Origin of the sequence: uncultured Draconibacterium sp. (assembly GCF_913060805.1) — a bacterium.
In the GTDB taxonomy this organism is placed as follows: domain Bacteria; phylum Bacteroidota; class Bacteroidia; order Bacteroidales; family Prolixibacteraceae; genus Draconibacterium.
Genome location: NZ_CAJXTC010000001.1, coordinates 57,628 through 76,983 on the forward strand (window position 1 = coordinate 57,628; position 19,356 = coordinate 76,983).

The 19,356-nt window shown below is 42.0% G+C and carries 15 protein-coding genes; 8 read left to right on the plus strand and 7 right to left on the minus strand.

The window, feature by feature from the left end:
- Positions 1–71 precede the first annotated feature (71 nt).
- The gene (locus QZ576_RS00210) at positions 72–1,577 is read right to left on the minus strand and encodes a 2-isopropylmalate synthase (protein ID WP_297093184.1); all 1,506 of its coding nucleotides are present in this window, start codon (positions 1,575–1,577) and stop codon (positions 72–74) included.
- Between the two features lie 919 nt (positions 1,578–2,496).
- Here QZ576_RS00210 and QZ576_RS00215 point away from each other — a divergent pair.
- From QZ576_RS00215 to QZ576_RS00225, 3 genes are all read left to right on the plus strand, one after another.
- Positions 2,497–3,174 (plus strand): hypothetical protein, encoded by a 678-nt coding sequence (locus QZ576_RS00215; RefSeq protein WP_297093186.1) that lies wholly within the window; start codon positions 2,497–2,499, stop codon positions 3,172–3,174.
- A gap of 4 nt (positions 3,175–3,178) precedes the next feature.
- Positions 3,179–3,937 (plus strand): hypothetical protein, encoded by a 759-nt coding sequence (locus QZ576_RS00220; RefSeq protein ID WP_297093188.1) that lies wholly within the window; start codon positions 3,179–3,181, stop codon positions 3,935–3,937.
- 396 nt (positions 3,938–4,333) lie between these two features.
- A complete protein-coding gene (locus QZ576_RS00225) occupies positions 4,334–5,011 on the plus strand; it encodes a DUF6261 family protein (RefSeq protein WP_297093190.1) in 678 nt (225 codons plus the stop codon).
- Between the two features lie 517 nt (positions 5,012–5,528).
- On the opposite strand, the gene QZ576_RS00230 is transcribed toward QZ576_RS00225, so the two are convergent.
- The 6 genes from QZ576_RS00230 to guaB all read right to left on the minus strand — a co-directional run bounded on the left by QZ576_RS00230 (position 5,529) and on the right by guaB (position 13,770).
- A complete protein-coding gene (locus tag QZ576_RS00230) occupies positions 5,529–7,118 on the minus strand; it encodes an OstA-like protein (RefSeq protein WP_297093192.1) in 1,590 nt (529 codons plus the stop codon).
- Complete coding sequence (locus QZ576_RS00235) at positions 7,118–8,080, minus strand: AAA family ATPase (protein ID WP_297093194.1); 963 nt, start codon at positions 8,078–8,080, stop codon at positions 7,118–7,120. Before QZ576_RS00235 ends, QZ576_RS00230 begins: the two co-directional genes overlap by 1 nt.
- A 20-nt stretch (positions 8,081–8,100) precedes the next feature.
- Positions 8,101–9,444, minus strand: coding sequence for a peptidylprolyl isomerase (locus QZ576_RS00240; protein WP_297093196.1), 1,344 nt, complete (start codon positions 9,442–9,444; stop codon positions 8,101–8,103).
- Between the two features lie 22 nt (positions 9,445–9,466).
- Positions 9,467–10,318 carry a hypothetical protein gene (locus QZ576_RS00245; RefSeq protein WP_297093198.1) on the minus strand — a complete coding sequence of 284 codons (852 nt, stop codon included), beginning with the start codon at positions 10,316–10,318 and terminating at the stop codon, positions 9,467–9,469.
- Entirely contained in the window at positions 10,311–12,209 is a 1,899-nt protein-coding gene (locus QZ576_RS00250; protein WP_297093200.1) for a peptidylprolyl isomerase, read from the minus strand. The genes QZ576_RS00245 and QZ576_RS00250 overlap by 8 nt, the downstream gene beginning before the upstream one ends.
- Positions 12,210–12,294: 85 nt before the next feature.
- Positions 12,295–13,770 (minus strand): IMP dehydrogenase, encoded by a 1,476-nt coding sequence (gene guaB / locus QZ576_RS00255; protein ID WP_297093202.1) that lies wholly within the window; start codon positions 13,768–13,770, stop codon positions 12,295–12,297.
- Between the two features lie 136 nt (positions 13,771–13,906).
- Between guaB and QZ576_RS00260 the strand changes: the two genes are divergently transcribed.
- From QZ576_RS00260 to QZ576_RS00280, 5 genes are all read left to right on the plus strand, one after another.
- A complete protein-coding gene (locus tag QZ576_RS00260; protein ID WP_297093204.1) occupies positions 13,907–15,811 on the plus strand; it encodes an ATP-dependent DNA helicase RecQ in 1,905 nt (634 codons plus the stop codon).
- 311 nt (positions 15,812–16,122) lie between these two features.
- Positions 16,123–16,728, plus strand: coding sequence for a DUF5063 domain-containing protein (locus QZ576_RS00265; protein WP_297093206.1), 606 nt, complete (start codon positions 16,123–16,125; stop codon positions 16,726–16,728).
- A complete protein-coding gene (locus QZ576_RS00270; protein ID WP_297093209.1) occupies positions 16,729–17,301 on the plus strand; it encodes a 3'-5' exonuclease in 573 nt (190 codons plus the stop codon). It abuts the gene before it with no gap.
- A gap of 2 nt (positions 17,302–17,303) precedes the next feature.
- Positions 17,304–18,494 (plus strand): class I SAM-dependent rRNA methyltransferase, encoded by a 1,191-nt coding sequence (locus QZ576_RS00275; RefSeq protein WP_297093211.1) that lies wholly within the window; start codon positions 17,304–17,306, stop codon positions 18,492–18,494.
- A gap of 98 nt (positions 18,495–18,592) precedes the next feature.
- Positions 18,593–19,300: a phosphoadenylyl-sulfate reductase gene (locus QZ576_RS00280; RefSeq protein ID WP_297093213.1), complete on the plus strand. Its 708-nt coding sequence runs from the start codon at positions 18,593–18,595 to the stop codon at positions 19,298–19,300.
- Positions 19,301–19,356 lie beyond the last annotated feature (56 nt).

Here is a 19,356-nt window from a genome sequence, read left to right on the forward strand (position 1 = left end):
CTGAGAAATCTGTAACTAACAGGAAACAGATTTCTCCTCCTACCTCGTCGAAATGACAGGTATATTTATTCTTACACTGCCGCCGGCAATTTATTAATGGCATCCAAAAAGGCCTCTACCGAAGCAGTAATAATGTCGGTATGTGCACCAAATCCGTGGTAGATCGAATTATCATATTCTACCTGCATATGTACTTTACCAATATCGTCGCTTCCGCGGGTAATCGCCTGAACAAGGAATTCTTCAATGATTACCTGGCGATGAATGATCTTTTTAACCGCTTTAATAGCTGCGTCAACCGGACCGTTTCCATCAGAAGTGGCATCGAATTTTTCTCCCGAAATATTCAAAATAACGGTGGCCATTGGTTTTAAGCTTTTGCCGGTAACCACTTGCAGATATTCCAGCTTAATGCGGTGCTCTTTGCGAGTTGCATCGCCAACCAACAACGCGATATCGTCGTCGCGGATGTCTTTTTTCTTATCAGCCAGATTCAGGAATTCTTCGTAAACCTCGTCTAATTTTTCTTTATCCAATTCGAAACCCAACAATTCCAAACGGTGTTTCAATGCGGCGCGTCCACTACGGGCAGTCAGTAAAATTGCCGATTCGTTGATACCCACTTCAACAGGATCCATAATCTCGTAGTTCTCGCGGTTTTTCAATACACCATCCTGGTGAATACCCGATGAGTGTGCGAATGCATTACGTCCAACAACTGCTTTGTTCGGCTGAACAGGCATGTTCATTAAAGTTGAAACCAAACGGCTTGTTCCGAAAATTTTCTTAGTGTTTACACCGGTTTCAATTCCCAGTGCTTTATAATGCGTTTTCAATGTCATTACTACTTCCTCTAACGAAGTGTTACCGGCACGTTCGCCAATTCCGTTGATGGTAACCTCTGCCTGACGGGCACCGTTAAGGATTCCTGAAACCGTGTTGGCAGTTGCCATTCCCAAATCGTTATGACAGTGCGTTGAAATAATCGCTTTATGAATGTTTGGCACGTTGTCCATCAGGTATTTGATTTTTGCACCAAACTCGTGTGGCAAGGTGTAACCTGTAGTATCAGGAATATTAACAACTGTTGCACCAGCTTTAATTACTGCCTCAACAACGCGGGCCAGGTATTCGTTTTCGGTACGACCTGCATCTTCGGCATAAAACTCTACATCTTCAACGTATTTTTTTGCGTATTTCACTGCCTCAACACCGCGCTCGATAATAGCATCGGGATTTGAGTTGAGTTTGTGATAAATATGAAAGTCAGATGTTCCGATTCCGGTGTGGATACGACCTTTTTTGGCGTACTTGAGTGATTCGGCTGCAACATCAATATCTTTTTGTACTGCGCGGGTTAAGGCTGTAATTGTTGGCCATGTAACCGCTTTCGAAATCTCTACTACCGATTCAAAATCGCCTGGGCTCGAAATCGGGAATCCTGCTTCAATTACATCAACTCCCAATTCTTGCAATGCTTTGGCAACTTCAATCTTTTCTACCGTGTTCAACTGGCAACCAGGGACCTGTTCTCCGTCCCTCAAAGTTGTGTCGAAAATGTAAAGTCTGTCGCTCATGATTTATTGTCTATTTATGTTATTTTTCTTTTAAGCTAAGTCCGTATCTATCATGAAAAAAGCCATCCTCAATGTGAGAATGGCTTCTTTAATCCAATATCGTTAATCAACACACCATTCTCATTTCTTTCTTGTTAGAAGAAGAATACCAATAATGAGGCTAAGAATAGAAATGTTGATATTTTTTGTCATTTGCTTATGATTTCCTGCAAATATGAAAATATTATTTTAAAATGAAAATGAAATGGGGCTTTTTTATTAAAAAAAGAAGAATAATACCGAAATGTCTGTAATCCGTTAACATTGAAGTAACTTTTGTTTAAGGCAAAAGGAAAAAGTAGAAAGGCAAAAGGCAAAAGGCAAAAGTAGAAAGGAAAAAGTTGCTGTCATCTCGAACGCAGTGAGAGATCTGTAGCTGGATGCTGGATGCTAAATGTTGGATACTGGATGCAGATACTTATGGAGCAGGATTTAGTTACCAGTCTAAGTAAATAGTTTTAGAGATAGAGTATCCTATATCTATGATCAACATTTTAGAACCTAAGATATAATGACGAATAAACAATGTCTAATGCCTAGCGCACAGTAACTTCTTTTAATTGTTATTAAACATAGGCCCAAAATTATGTTTTAACGCAACCCTTTTTTACCTTTAAACATCTTAATTCCAGAAACATATTAATAAAACCAATCATGAATACCTCGTAATGCTCAACTAAAACAAAACAAACCGTTTGTACAGTAAACCGACCTTTTTAATGCGCTCTTTTATGGTTCCTAATTCTCATGAACCTTTTTTAATACTCTGTATTTATTACTCACTACTAAATTCCAAAAAAATATGAAACCTAAAATTTTAATATTAAGCACCATGAGGAAAATAATCTTATTGTTTTTGATGACTATCCAATGATTTCGTTTGCCCAGCAAAAAAGTTACTTGGAATTATCCTGTACGCCCCGGGACCGAAGAATGGAAACAACTTAATTCTTTTAAAGAAAGGTTGGATGCCTTTAATATTCCAGACGATGTTTTACTGGAAATAACAACTGAAGAACTTGTCAAGACTTGTCTCGAATATCCCTGGTGGATATTAATTACAAGTCGTGACTATAATCAGGAAGGTTATGATTTCTTAAAATCTGTTTTTAATGGATTTAGAGAGTTGGAAAAGCGTGAAGATGCAGGAAGGGAGCTTATTAAAGAGTATGAGAAAATGAATCCTGAGGATATTTATAAATTTGATACGTTAGTGAAGCAAGGGGTGTTTAGTTTTAAGTTTACATATATTGAATTATTATTGGCACAAAAAGATATTGTTAAAAGTATTAATGATAAAGACCTAGGCTTACTAATTAAAAAATCATCTTCAGTTTATAATGCAAAGTCAGAAGCATTCGAAAAGTATTCTTTTTACGGAATAGCAAGTAGCTGTTTAATCTTATCAAGAGTTCTGGAAGTGAAAAGACATGATAATTTTATTATACTAGGGAGCGAACTTCCTGAAGTAGTAAGTTATAACAAAAAAGGCAATTCAGTAAATAAAGAATTGCTTGACCATATCTGTAATGAAGCTCTAACACTGTTAAAAAACTAACATCATGAAAGCCAATATATTTCTACTGTTTATAATAGTCTCTATGATCGCATGTGACAACAATTCTACTCTAATTGAGCTAGAGCCCGAACCCGAGCTCGATTCGTGTGAGTTTTATGCAACAGGATATTATAACGACACCGTGCCCGGAAAAATACCACAAAAGTATTGGCCTTGTATGAGCACTGAAGTGCTGGTTGAGGCAGGTTCGTACAACTTTCCCAGTTTGTATATGTTAATGGCAGGGTGTTGTGGTTTACAAAGTGGCTATGACCTGTGCAGAAATAAATATGACTGGTTTGTTGAGCTCGAAAACCGCGAGGATGCACTGGAATACCTGATTGCCAAATATAAATCGATTGATACGGTTAGTTATGCCATGAATTTATACCCTTTTGAATGGCCGGGGTATAAATTTTATACCTATAACCTTGAAGTTTTTATGGCGCAGGAAGCCTATTTAACACGTGCTACCAATTCTCAACTCATGGAACTATTAAATGAACTTTTTATAAAACAAAATGTAAGAAATGGGAATAGAGGAGACTATGGGATTGAAGGACCATCTTTCACAATGAGCCGCATAATGTATTTTAACAATTATGAGCCACTACTTGATAGTATGGAACAGAATTTTAAGATTAAAATGTTGGTTGAGCTTGGTAGCTTCTCAATAAGTTCTGAAGAAGGAAAAGATGCTCAGACTTCCATATTTAATTTAACAACTGCATTTATGAATGAACTAACAACAGAAGAAGAATGAAATCAATATTATTTTTTATATTATTTACAATAATTTGTGCATGGGCATCGGCTCAAGGTACACGAAAGACTCCAACAGGAGTGTCAATATCTGTTGAGTATGGAGAGCAATATTCAGTGCCTCAAATTGTAGCTGGAGATGCCTTTTGGCAGGATTCTATAATAAGCGCTGGTTGGAGTGCAAACATTATAGGTTCGTGTAAAATACAACGACGAAATACTTACAGGTAAGCTGATCGTGAAGAAATAAGATTCAGCTAACAGTCTCAGTTAACAGTTTCCAGACCTTCAAGGTTTTTAAAACCTTGAAGGTCTGGATTAGCTGAAAAACACAAAACAACATTAACCGGGCTGTTCAAAGCACGCCCACAAATACTCATATAAAAACCAATAAATTATGATTTTAACTTTCAATCTCTCGGGGCTAACGAATGCCGAATTGCTGTCGTTTGCACAAAGCCTCGATGCCCTGCTTGCACCGCTGGGCGAAACCATTTCTGTTATTTACGATCCGTTTAAACATGCTCTGGTGGTATGTGTCGAAACTTCGGCCAGTGCCATTGCCAAGCAGGTGGCACAGCAACAAACCGAAGCCCTGGGGGCTGCCGACCTGAAACGCGATAACCTCTTTCGTGGGGTAAAATACATAACCCAGGCCTACCTGTTGCACCCCGATGCGGAAAAACAGGAAGCTGCTGTTGAGGTGGAAAAAGTAATTGCCAAAGTGGGCTGGCACCTTAACCGCGAGGGGTACGATGAACAGTCGGCACTAATGAAAACCCTGTTAAAAGAGCTTACTGGTAAACAAGCTGCACGTGTGGCACTGTTGGGCATGACTGAATATGTTGATTTGCTAAATACTTCGCAAACCGAATTTGATGTTTTGCGCCAGGAACAGCTCGACCATAATACCGAAATGGAACAAATTAGTTCGATGACAGCCGTGCGCGGTGATTTGGAACAAGCCATAAAAGACCTGCTTGAAATCCTTCCGGGTTACTACCGAATGACCAATAATGAAACGCTTGGAACAGTGCTTCCGAAAATAAAAGAACTGATCGACCGCACGGTATAGTAGGCAGTTGCAGTAATCAGTTTCCAGTAAAAAAAAGATTCCATCTCTGCAAAAAAGATGGAATCTTTTGTTTTTAGTAAAACCTTCAAGTGTCTTAAAGACCTTGAAGCATTAATAAAATGCCAAAAACACGTAAAGCACTGAAATATAAGTTCTAGCAGATCTGCGGCTAACAACTTTTTCCTCAGAATTGCCAGCCGCAATTCTGCAAGAGCCAACCTTTCGCGTAGGTTTTGCTCCTGCAACTCAGCGAGAGCTTACTTTTTCCGTAAGAAATGCTCCTGCAAATCAGCGAGAAGGAAACTTTTACAAAAGCTTGGCTCTTGCAGTTCTGCGACTGGCAACTTTTTGAGTCGGGCAGGTTCGTGCAAAACTGTATTTGGAAACTTTAGTTCGAATAACGATCTACGCAATTTTGTGGGAAGGGATGTTCCGGTGTTACAAAATCTTTACTGCGCTGCAGAATGACAGCATCCTTGCATCCAGTATCTAGTATCCAGTATCCAGCACCCAGCGACTATTGACCAGTGACTTCTTCTGTTGCCTCTTCCTCAATCACCTCTTTCTTCTCAGGTCTCCAGAAAATATCTTTTTTCGAAAGCGGACGAAGTTTTATTTTCCATTCGAAACCGGGCAGCGTTTTTTCGCTATCTTCCAGTTTCAGAATCGGTTTTAACTGTCCTTCGGGTTGTTTTTGGAAAGCAATTGCATCAATCTTTCCGTCTTTAAATCGAATACCAATATTGCTGCTTTCGGCTCTGTTTAATCCTATAATAGCCTCTTTGTCGCGGGCATAATACAGTGTTTGCCCGTTACCGTCAACATCAATATTTCGTAGTTTGCCGTTAACAATGTAGCCGGTCATGTCCTTGCCTTTAATCTGGTCGTAGCGCCCTGAATCCTGTTTCGAAATGATGAAACTATTTTTCATCATATGCATTTCGTTGGGAGCAGTGGAATGCTGAATCATTTCAATATACTCAGCACTCAATTGGTGCTGTTCGCTCCAGATAACCGGATTGCTGTGCAATTGAACCAGCGAATCTTTAGTGAAATACATCAATGAATCGCAAAGTCCCTGTATATCTGTTCTGAAAAAGCGTACGCCATAGTAAGCCATTACAATATTTTCGCCGTCAATAGTGTCAGGGATACTTTTTAAGGTGTCGGCATGCATGAACAGGCTGTCGGTTTCGTTGTACGAAATAAAAACTGCCGAATCGGTGGCCGTTGCTGTTTCTTTTGCTTCGTTGTAGATTACCTTGTTTCCCTGAATAATGGTGCGGTTCTCATAATCTTCAATGTGAACGTTTCCTTCGGCATAGCCATCGCCATTTTCTTTGTTGTAGCTGATTTGTTTGGCCGTTAAAAGTTGTGTTTCGTTATACACGCGTGGCATTTCTTTCAGATCAGCTTCGCCGGTTTGGGTGTTGTACCAACCGTCTTCGGCATAAAGTGTATTCACCGAATCGCGAATGGTAGTTGGCCCTTTAAAAAAGATCACCTCAGTTTGCGTATTATAGCGCAGGTCTTCGCTGTTAATCGTGTATTTATCGGAGTAGCCAACAACGCTGTCGGTAAAATGTGCTTCGTTATTGTCGAGGTAATATTGCCCAACTTTACTGGTAAGCGTGTTGGTGCTGTCAACAATCTTCCCGAAACAATCGTAGTAACCAACATTGAGGTTCATGTCGTAATCCAGCGTGTCGGTGTAAAGCGTAACTTCGGTATTCACCAGCTTTACATTGTTTATGGCCTGTGCAAAACTGCGGTCGCCATCGTAATAAACTTTTCGTGCATACAAGTGCAGCGTGTCGCCCTGGTTAATGTGTACGTTGCCAAAAGCATCTACGCGGTTCGATCCTTCGTAGGTGTAGGCACTGTCGCAATACATTAAAATATCTTCATGACGGATGATTACGTCATTAACCAGACGTTGAGCATTGGCAACGTTCTCACTTTGTTCCAAGGTCTCCGCCTGCAAAATCTCCACACGTTTTTTTTCCTGCGAAAATCCGTTTGTGGCTACAAACAGAAGGAACAGGAAGAAAATTGCCGGGGTAAATTTGCGCAAAGTGGCGCTGCTATAAAAACGGTAAAAAGGCATTAAAGCAATTTGTCGATGATTTCGTCGATTGAAATATTTTCAGCTTCGGCTTTGTAGTTTTTAATAATCCGGTGCCTCAGAATTGATGGAGCAACGGCTTTTACATCCTCAATGTCGGGCGAATATTTTCCACGCAAAGCAGCATGTGTTTTCGCTCCCAATACGAGGTACTGCGATGCACGTGGTCCGGCACCCCATTTCAAGTACTGGTTACTAATTTCTGCCGCATTTTCATTCTCCGGACGGGTTTTTGCCGCCAGTGTAACTGCATAACGCAACACGTTGTCGTTGACCGGAATTTTACGAATCAGATCCTGATAATACAAAATCTCTTTACCTGAAATAACCGGTTTTAACTCGGTGTTTTGTATGGTAGTTGTATTTTTTACGATGGTAATTTCGTCTTCCAGTTTTGGATAATCGAGCCACACCGAAAACATAAAACGGTCGAGCTGCGCCTCGGGCAGGGGATAGGTTCCTTCCTGCTCGATCGGGTTTTGCGTTGCCAAAACAAAAAATGGTTTGTCCAACTCAAAGTGCTGTCCGGCAGCAGTAACCGATTGTTCCTGCATGGCTTCCAGCAATGCCGATTGCGTTTTTGGTGGCGTACGGTTAATTTCGTCGGCCAGAATAATATTGGCAAACAATGGCCCGCGAATGAATTTAAAATTACGTTCGTTGTCAAGAATTTCTGTACCGATAATATCCGATGGCATTAAATCGGGCGTAAACTGAATACGGTTGTAGTTTAGCCCCAATATTTTTGCAATGGTAGTAACCAGCAGTGTTTTCGCCAGCCCGGGAACACCGATCAGCAAAACATGACCACGGCTAAACAACGATATCAATACCTGTTCTATAATTTCATCCTGGCCATAGATTACGGTTGTAATTTCTTTTTTCAGGTCTTTAAATTTGGCCTGAAGTGCATCTAAGGCTTCAACGTCGTTTTTAAAATTCATAAACAAAAATTCGTGGGTTATTATTTAATCCAGTTATCGAAATTAAAGTTGCAGTTAGCATAAGTTCTGTCGATACGGATATAGGTTTGCGACTGGCGCTCGGCAATCCATTCTTCCAAAACCTGTTCTTTCTTTTTCGCCAGGTACAATTCGGCAAGCGTTTGGTAATCGTCTTGCAAGTTGGCCTTGTGCGAATCAATTTTCTTCAACAGCTTAATAACTTTATAAACCTCTTGCTGGTTTTCCATATCAATGGTTTCAAACGGATCTGAAATCTCGTTAAGGTTCATTTTGGTGATGATCTTACTTACATCGGCATCCACCTCTTCAATCGAAAATTTCGACGACATCGTATTGGCGTTAATGGCAATACCACCGTTGTTACGGGTGTTTTTATCGTACGAGAACATTTGAGCTGCCTGTTCAAACGAAATTTCATCGGTGCGAATCAGGTTGGCTAAACTGTCGAGGCGATCGTAAGCTTCTTCTTTTGCATCAACCGAAATTTTTGGTTTCATCAAAATATGGCGGGTTTGGATTTTACCACCTTGTTTGTCTACCAATTGAATAATATGGTAACCAAAGGCACTTTTTACAACGTTCGATACTTTATCACCTTTCAGGTTAAAAGCTGCTGAAGCGTAGGCGGGATCAAGTTGTGCACGGCCTGAATAGTTAATAACTCCACCATCTTTTGCCGATGGACCTTCAGAGTAAATTACGGCCATTGCTGCAAAGCTCGAACCGTTTTCAATACGTTTTTTAATCTCACGCAATTTTGCTTTTACGCGGTTTTCCTCTTCCAAATCAACTTGCGGCTGAACAGTAATTTGTGCATACTCGTATTGCGTAGGAATAGTAGGAATTTCATCGTTGCTTAAGTTGCGGTAGTTGTATCGCACTTCCGATGGAGTTACCGTTACATTCTCAACAATTTTCGAGCGCATTTGCTGGCTCAACAACTGCTCGCGAATGGCTTCCTGCATGTCGGCTTTAATACTTGCAATTGGTTTGTTGAAGTAGGTTTCAACAGCGCTTTCGGTACCAAAGTGTTGCAGGTACATTTGCAACTGCGCATCCATTTGCTGGTTTACCTGGCTGGGTGTTACCGATATTAAGGTATCGAGTTCGGCTTCGGCAACCAGTAGTTTGTTAATCAAAAAATCTTCCAGAATCTCGCATTTCATATCTCCTTCAGAGGTAATTCCCTGCGCTTGCTGGTTAATGTTCATGTTTTCGATGTCCGATTTCAAAATAACGTTACCACCAACCACGGCTACAATTTGGTCGATAACCTTATCCTGAGCATTTGCTCCGGTAAGTACCGCAAGCATTAGCATCATTGTTACAAAAATTCTAGTCATCTTATTTTCATTAATTTGTTTCCTATTCATATATTCTGAATTTCTTTTGTCTCACACCTTCTGTGTAAATATTTTCCTCAATTTCTTTTAAGAACTTGATCTTGCGCTGATTCAGGATCAGATTCTTGATGTTCTCCCGAACAAATTCAATCGGAGCCAGGTCGTTACTTAGCTTGAAATCATGAATGCTGACAATATAGTAATAATTTGAATCATTCATTTCATACAGCTTGTTCCGCGTCAGAAAGGTCTCGGGATCGTCCACTTTTTCCGGAAAGTTCTTTTCCAGCACCTGGAAACTTATCCATTCGTCGGCCGATATGTTTACTTTCTTGGCGTATTGCCCGCAATAATCGCGAAGTTCGTCAATCCCTTCGGGCGAAGTGTCGGCAATCAACGATTTTACCAGATCAGGATCGGCCAAATCGCCCGGAATCATTACAAACGTTGCTTTTACAATGCTGTTGTTCAGGTTGAAATTTGCCGGATTACTGTTGTAGAATTCTTCAATCTGCTGGTCGGTAACAACAGTGTCCATACGTTGCCTGATCAGCTCGTTTTTGTATTTGTAAATAATCAGAGAGTTGCGATATTCTTCAATTTCGTTACGAAGGTCTTTTTGCTCGTCGCTCAGGTTTTCATCGGCCTTTTGAATCAGCAACTCCTGCTTAACCCATTTGTCGATGTAATTCTGGCTCATCGAGATACTGTCTTCTCTGCTGATTCCTTTGGGCAGAATTTCTTCCACCTTAGATTTGTAAAGCACTTTTTCTCCAACACTGGCAACCGGCTCATCGCTAATGTCCGACGAGCATGCGGCAAGAGCAATTGCCAATGCAACGATAAAACCATATGTGAGTTGCCGTTTAAACACCTTCGATGGAATTTAGCAGTTTTTTATCCACTTTAACCTTGTACTTGCGGCGCAATTCCTTTATCCACTGTTCTTCCAGGTGGTCCTGGTAATCCGATATAAAAAGGCCGCGCGCTTCATCCAGCGTTTTTGGTTCCGGTTCAATTTTGTCGCCACGAACAAAAGTGGTGGCGCTGTCAAAATCTTCCGGGTCTTTGCCATTCCAAACGTAATAATCCACAATCGGATTTTGGGCTTCTTCCCAGGCACCGGTTTCAATAGTAATGAGTTCTTCGCCATTGGCATTTATGTGTGCGAGTACTTCTTCGGCATTCATGCCGGCACCAAAAAGGTTTTCAGCTTCTTCGCGAACCGACACATCTTTGCAGGTAATTATATGACCTTTAAAACGGTCGCCCCATAGGTGTTTGTCCTTGTCTTTTTGGTAGAATTCTTCCAAACCCGCAGTGTCTTGTGCTGCATAGTTCCATATTTTATCCTGCGAAATATTGAACAGCAAAATGCCGTCGTGGTATTCGTTCATCAGGTAGCGGAACTCGGGGTATTTCTCTTCCAGTTTTGAGTCTTCCAAATTGGTGATCTCATCGCTTACCCAATCGTTGTATACCGAACGATAGGAGCCAACTTTAATATTTTTTCGTGCAACAAACGCGGAAAGTTCGTCTGCGCCATAGCTTTTATTGTCGATAGTGAAGAATGTATCTTCAGGTAAAGAAGAATTGCCCGCAATGTTTAGCTCTGCTAATTTTGCTTTGGCAGTTTCGTTTTCCGTGAAGTTGTATTCTTTTTTCAGTTTCTCAACAAATACTTTTTTCCCCGATGCCAGTCGTGTAGCATCTTTTTTTATCTGACTTTCAATCGATGCACGGGCTTCTTCGAAAGGAGGAACCGGGCGTGCACTTAGTCGTTTGATAATGTGGTAGCCAAAAGGCGTTTCCACAGGTTTCGAAATATCGCCATCGTTTTTCAGTGCAAATGCCGGATCAGAAAATTCCTTTACGATCCTGCCAGCCGAAAACCAGGGCATTTCGCCACCACGAACGGCAGAGCGCCGGTCCTGCGATTCGTTTTTAGCCATTTCAGCAAAATCAGCACCATCGAGCAGTAAATGGTAGATGGAGTCGATGGCAGTTTTTGCTTTTGCCTTTTCCTCGGGAGTGGCATTCCTGGCCACGTTTTTCATGATATGGGCAACCTGTAATTCTCCTTTGTTGGGGCGTGTATCGAGCACCTTAATCAGGTGGTAACCAAAGTCGGTGCGCACCGGATCGGAAACTTCTCCAACAGGCGTGTTAAAGGCAGCATCTTCAAAAGGTGCCACCATAGTAAACGCCGAAAAATAATTCAGGTGGCCTTTGTTTGTTTGCGCCGAAGGATCTTCCGAGTATTCCACCGCCGCATCTTCAAAAGGTTTCCCGGCAATTATCTGGTTTCGAATGTCCGTTATTTTATCGAGTACCTGCTGTTCTTCTTTCGCCGACGCATTTTCATCTACACGCAACAAAATATGACTGGCGTCAACTTCCAGTTTCATGCGGCGGTAAAGTTCCTCTACCTGGTGCTCGTTAAATTCAATATCGGTAAGATAAGGCGCTGCAATCTCTTTCCGGTAACCGGCCAGTTCATTAATGAAAGCCTGGCTGGTATCCATTCCTAAGTTCTCAGCTTCAGTAACTTTTAGCTTAAAGTTAATGAACAGATCGAGGTATTCTTTGGGTGTTTTTCTATCGGCATCGGAATACAGATTGTTGTTGTTCTTGTTGTAAATGTATTCAAATTCATCTTTGGTAACCTCGTGGTGCTCAATCGTTAACAACACCTCGGAAGGTTGTGCCACAGCCTGTAACGTAATGACAAGAAAAAGAACCAACGAAAAGAAAATTCTGTTCATTTTACACCATCGGTTTATATTTGAACAACTCTGTTTGAGCAAATTGCGATTGTTTTACACCCATTCGGGCAAAAGCAGCCCGCGCTTACTGGCGGCTGCTGTAGTTCGGTGCTTCACGGGTAATGCTTACATCGTGCGGATGGCTTTCCTGAACACCTGCATTTGAAATACGGGTGAATTTAGCCTCTTGCAAAATTTTGATGTTTTGTGCTCCACAGTAACCCATTCCGGCACGTAAACCACCCAATAGTTGATAAAGTACTTCGTACAGCGATCCTTTAAAAGGTACTCGTGCAGCAATTCCTTCCGGAACCAGTTTCTTAATATCTTCTTCCATATCCTGGAAATAACGGTCTTTCGAGCCTTTTTGCATGGCCTCAACCGATCCCATTCCACGGTATGCTTTAAATTTTCTTCCCTGGTAAAGAATAGTTTCGCCCGGAGATTCCTCAACACCGGCAAACAATCCACCGGCCATCATTGAGTCGGCACCGGCGGCCAATCCTTTAACAATATCTCCCGAGTAGCGGATGCCACCATCGCCAATTACAGGAACGCCTGAATCTTTAATAGCTTTTGAAACATTGTAAATAGCAGAAAGCTGAGGTACACCAACACCGGCAATAACACGGGTGGTACAAATCGATCCCGGACCAATTCCAACTTTAACTGCATCGGCACCGGCTGAAACCAGCAATTTTGCTGCTTCGGCAGTGGCAATGTTTCCGGCAACAACGTCTTTCTCCGGATATTTTGATTTGATGCGTTTCAGCATTTCAACCACACCTTTGGTATGTCCGTGTGCAGTATCCAAAACCAATGCATCAACCTGTGCTTTTACCAGTGCATCTACACGATCCATGGTGTCGCCAGCAATACCAACACCGGCTGCTACGCGCAAACGGCCTTTTTCATCTTTACAGGCAAGCGGTTTATCTTTTGCTTTGGTAATATCTTTATAGGTAACCAGTCCGATCAGTTTATTTTCCTTATCAACAACCGGAAGTTTTTCAATTTTGTGTCGCTGAAGAATTTCGGCTGCTTTGTGCAAATCGGTTGATTCTAGCGTTGAAACCAGGTTTTGACTGGTCATAACTTCCGAAATAGGGCGGCTCATGTTCAACTCGAAACGAAGGTCGCGGTTGGTAACAATACCTACCAAATGTCCGTGACCATCAACAACCGGTATACCACCAATTTTATACTTGGCCATAAAATCCAGTGCATCCTTCACTTTTTTCTCCGGGGTAATGGTAATCGGATCGTAGATCATACCATTTTCGGCACGTTTTACAGTTGTTATCTGGTGCGCCTGCTCCTCTATACCCATATTTTTGTGAATTACACCAATACCACCTTCGCGGGCAATGGCAATAGCCATTTTGCTCTCGGTAACCGTATCCATTGCTGCCGACAGAATCGGAGTATTAATGACAATGTTACGCGTGAATTTCGAAGATAGATCAACTTCGCGTGGTAACAATTCTGAATATGAGGGAATTAAAAGAACATCATCGAAGGTTAAACCTTCAAACTGTATTTTGTCTTCTAGAAACGACATGCCTAACTATTTTAATGTTTTTATTAAAGCGCAAAACTACAAAAAAATAGTGGACCTGAACCGATTTATTTCGGCTGTAGCTACTTTTGAAGAATAAAAATTGTTAAAGGTTAAAATGATTTCTTAATTTGTATTAATGGAAGACTTCAGGCAGATACTTACCCGCTATTGGGGCTACCCCGAATTCCGGCCGCTGCAGCTCGAAATTATTGAGTCTGTTGCAGCGGGTAACGATACGCTTGGATTAATGCCAACCGGCGGCGGGAAATCCATAACCTTTCAGGTGTATTCGCTGGCACATGAAGGCATTTGTGTGGTGGTTACACCGCTGATCGCTTTAATGAAAGACCAGGTGGAAAACCTTAACCGGAAAGGGATAAAAGCACTGGCTGTACACAGCGGAATGTCGGCACGCGAGATAAAACTAACGCTCGACAACGCTGTTTGGGGCAATTACAAGTTTTTGTATGTATCGCCGGAACGTTTGAATTCTCAGCGTTTTGTGGAGCGGCTGGAGCAAATGAAAGTTAACTTGTTAACCGTTGACGAAGCGCACTGTATCTCGCAGTGGGGCTACGATTTTCGCCCCAGTTATTTAGGCATTATAAAAGTGCGCGAACTGCTGCCCAAAGTAAAAATTTTGGCTTTAACCGCAACCGCTACGCCAAAGGTGGCCGATGATATTCAGGACAAGTTGGGTTTCAAAGAGAAGAATTTGTTAAAAATGTCTTTTCACCGCGAAAACCTGAGTTACCTGGTGCGGCATGTCGAAAATAAAACCGGGTACCTGCTCGATACGCTGAAAAAAAGTAAAGGCGCGGGAGTAGTTTATGTTCGCAGCCGAAAAGCCACCCGCGAAATTGCCGATGAATTGAAGCAAAACGGAGTTTCGGCCGATTATTACCACGCCGGTTTGGGAAATATTGTGCGAAGCTCGCGGCAAGACGACTGGCTGACCGGAAGAACACGTGTGATTGTTGCTACCAATGCTTTTGGAATGGGAATCGACAAAGCCAACGTTCGTTTTGTAATTCATATCGATGCGCCCGATTCGCTGGAAGCCTATTACCAGGAAGCGGGTAGGGCAGGCCGCGATGGGAAAAAGTCGGCAGCGGTACTATTATATAATAATGCCGATACCACAAAGCTGAAAAAGCACATCTCAACATCGTTTCCTGAAACCGATAATATAAAGCGTATTTACGATTCGTTGTGTAACTATTTTCAGGTTGCGGTGGGCCACGGAAAAGGACAGGTGCGCGAGTTTAGTTTACAGGGATTTGCGCAGGCCTACAAGTTTCAGCAGGCGATGGTTTATAATAGTCTGAAGATTTTGCAGCGCCAGGAATACCTTGAATTTACAGAGCAGGTTGACAGTCCGTCGCGGATCTATTTCCCGATTTCGCGCGATGAATTGTACAAATTTCAGGTGGCCAACGCCAAGCTCGACGATTTTATAAAGTTGCTTTTGCGCTCGTACACCGGTCTGTTTAGCGGTTATGTGTCGGTTGATGAAGAGCTGCTTTCGAAACGTTCAGGGCTCAATCGCGATCAGGTGTACAATTACCTAAAACACCTGCGCCAGTCGAAAGTGATTGATTATGTGCCGAAAAGTCAAACACCATTTATATACTTCACGAAAGAGCGTGTGCACATCGATCGCCTGAAAATATCGAAAGAGAATTACGATCTGCGGAAAAAGGACTACACCGAAAAAATTGAGTCGGTAATTCATTATGCCACCGATTCGGCTACTTGCCGCAGCCAGATTCTACTTCAATATTTTGGCGAAAGCGATGCAGCGCCTTGTGGCACCTGCGATATTTGTAAAGCCAAACAGGCATTTGCACTCAGCGATTACGAATTTGGCACGGTTAGTAAACGGGTGCAAAAATTGTTGGCTGATCCTTGCACGTATGAAAATCTCTTGTTCAAACTCCAGGGCGATCAACAAAAAATGCGCGAAATAGTAAAGTGGCTGGTCGATAACAAAAAAATAATCTACCGCGTTGATAACTTGCTGGAGTGGAGGGAGTCGTAAGTTTAAAGGCAAAAGTTTCAAGGCAAAAGGCAAAAGGCAAAAGGCAAAAGTTGAGGACGGTTTAACCGGACGAAATCCCGGCCGAAGCGTCGGGAACAAAAGTTGCAGTATCCAGTCCCAGTTCTCAGTCGGCAGTTTTACAGTTTAGCAATTTTTCAATTTTACAATCTTTCCCGAAAAAGCTCAGTTCCCAACAGCAGTCTGCGGCCAACTTCTGACTTCAATCTTCGAGCTTCCAACTCTTTTGTTCTGTCTTAAAAATCTTTACTACTTTTGCAGCAGTTTTATTATTGGGGAAATTAGGTGTGAGTATGGATCAGATCGTATATTCAAAAAACGTAGTTGAATTTGTAACAGTGGCTAATGAGTACTGTTCTACCATCGAAAATGTTTCGCATCTTACTGCAGAAGAAAATCTTGCAAAGCTGCAAAAGTTGCTGCCATTGCTCTATTTGAAAGCTTCGGTTGTTGAGAAGATTGAAATGGTAATGGACGAGGAACTGGAGAAGTTTGTAAACGAGCTCGACTACAATATGCTGCATCAGAAATGGTTGCAACTGTTGGGCGAGAACGATGGTTTTTACGAGGTTTTCGATCCCAATATTCAGTTTGGAGAAGAAACTGTGCGTGCAAGTGTTTCCGAAAATCTGCTCGATATTTACCAGGATCTGAAGGATTGTATCACGAATTACAGCATTGGTAACGAAGAAGTAATGAACGATGCAATTTCGGAGTGTATATATCATTTCGAGGAGTTCTGGGGGCAGCAGCTGGTGAACGTTATGCGTGCGGTACACATGCTGGTTTACAGTGGTGTCGATTTTTCGGCAGAAAGTAGTAATGAAGAAGTGGTTCCCGGAAAAGGAAATCCCGAGTGGCTGGATAAATTTTGGGGAACCGATCAAGAAGAGGAATAAATGTTTAAAGAAAAAATATCAAACGAAGAATTGACGGAGCTGCCTTTAAAACGTTTTGAAGGCCAGATCATTTTAGTCGATTCGCTGCAAAAGGTAAAATATGCCATTGAAGAGCTCAACGGAGCAACGATAATTGGCTTTGATACCGAGACAAAACCATCGTTTAAAAAAGGCGTGGTAAACAAAGTGGCTTTGCTGCAATTGTCGACCAAAAACAAGGCTTTTTTATTCCGCATTAACCGCATTGGTTTGCCACGCGAAATCGTGGAATTACTGGCCAATGAAAAGGTAATTAAACCGGGTGTTGCTATCCGCGACGATATTAAAGGTTTACAGGAATTTGTTCCTTTTAAACCGGGTGGTTTTGTAGAATTACAGGACGAGGCTAAAGAAATGGGAATTCAGAATTTCAGTCTGAAAAAACTGACGGCCATTGCCTGTGGTTTCCGCATCTCAAAAGGACAGCAGCTTACCAATTGGGAAGCCAGCGAGTTAACAGAAGCACAACAATATTATGCAGCTACCGACGCGTGGGCTGCATTGGAAATTTTCGAGAACTTTTCAAAAAATTAGAGATGGCAAAAGAGTTTGTCAAAGTTGTATTAAAGTCGGGTAAAGACCAGTCATTACTGCGTTTTCACCCATGGGTATTCTCCGGAGCCATTAAAAAAATGTATGGTACGCCTGCTGAAGGCGACCTTGTAAAAGTGTATTCCAACAAAGACCAGTTTTTGGGAATTGGCCACTATCAGGTGGGATCGATTGCCATTCGTATTGTGTCGTTCGAGGAAATTGAACCGGATTACGATTTCTGGAAAAGCAAAATAGAAAGTGCCTGGAACCTGCGCAAAATGACGGGTTTCGACAATAATCCGGAAACCAATGTTTTTCGTTTGATCCACGCCGAAGGTGACGGAATGCCGGGCCTGATCGTTGATTTCTACAACGGAACAGCGGTGATGCAGATGCACTCTATTGGCATGTACCTTATTCGCGAAGAGCTGGTGAAAGCCCTGCAGGAAGTGATGGGCGACAAGTTAAAAGCGATTTACAATAAAAGCGAAAAAACACTGCCGTTTAAAGCCGATGTAAAATCGGAAGACGGCTACTTGTTTGGATCAGAATCGGAAACTGAAGTTAAAGAATACGGCCTGCGTTTTAAAGTTGACTGGGAAAAAGGACAAAAGACCGGATTTTTTGTCGACCAGCGCGAAAACCGTAAACTGGTGCAAGACTACTCAAAAGGCCGCGATGTGCTGAACATGTTTTGTTACACCGGTGGTTTTTCGTTTTATGCCATGCAGGGAGATGCCAAATCAGTGCACTCTGTTGATGCGTCGGCAAAAGCGATCGACCTGACTGATGAAAATGTGGAACTGAATTTTCCGGGAGATAAACGCCATAAATCGACAGTGATTGATGGTTTTGAATACCTGAAAGAAATTCAGGATAAGTATGATCTGATCATCCTTGACCCGCCTGCATTTGCAAAACACCGCAAAACCTTGCCTCAGGCATTAAAAGGTTACAAACGAATAAATACCCGCGCTTTCGAGCAGATTCGTAAGGGCGGAATCCTGTTTACTTTCTCCTGCTCGCAAGTGGTGTCGAAAGAGAAATTCAGGGAAGCCGTTTTCTCAGCAGCAGCAATTGCCGGACGTAACGTTCGAATTCTGCATCAAATGAGTCAACCGGTTGATCACCCGGTGAATATTTACCACCCTGAAAGTGAATACCTGAAAGGGCTGGTTTTGTATGTGGAATAGGAAAGAGCAAGGCAAAAGTAAAAAGTTAAAAGGCAAAAGGATTGTAAGAGAATGAGTTATTGAGGTAGAACTTTGTGTTAAAATATAATTACATGAAAATGCAAGAACTAACAAACAAGTATAACACCCAGCTGGAAGAAAAAACGATTGTAGAAAAACTGCAATTTCTGGTTGAACAGCATCCTGATAAAGTGGTTTTTACCACCAGTTTTGGTTACGAAGACCAGGTAATTACCGACATAATTTTTAAGAACGACCTGCCGATTAAAGTAGTTACTTTAGATACAGGCCGTTTATTTCCGGAAACCTACAAAGTATATCGCAGTACGCTCGAAAAATACAACAAGCCGATTAAAGCCTACTTCCCGCCAACCGAAGAAGTGGAAAAACTGTTGGATGAAAAAGGACCCTTCAGTTTTTACGAGTCGTTGGAAAACCGCAAAGAGTGTTGTTACATTCGCAAGGTAATTCCGTTAAAACGTGCCTTGAAAGGAAACGAGATTTGGATTACCGGATTACGTGCTTCGCAAAGTGATAACCGCAGCGACATGAAATTCTTTGAGTACGATGCTGGAAACGACATCGTAAAATTCAATCCGCTAATGGAGTGGAGCCTGGAAGAAACTATCGACTGGGTAAAAAAATACAACGTACCTTACAATGTGCTGCACGACAAAGGTTTTGTTAGCATTGGTTGTCAGCCATGTACACGTGCTATCCAACCGGGCGAAGATTTCCGTGCCGGACGCTGGTGGTGGGAGCAAGGCTCTGGAAAAGAATGCGGTTTGCACTCGGTTAAAAAATAGATTTTAATCAAATTCATATATAAGGCACGAAGTTTTTCGTGCCTTTTTTGTTGCCT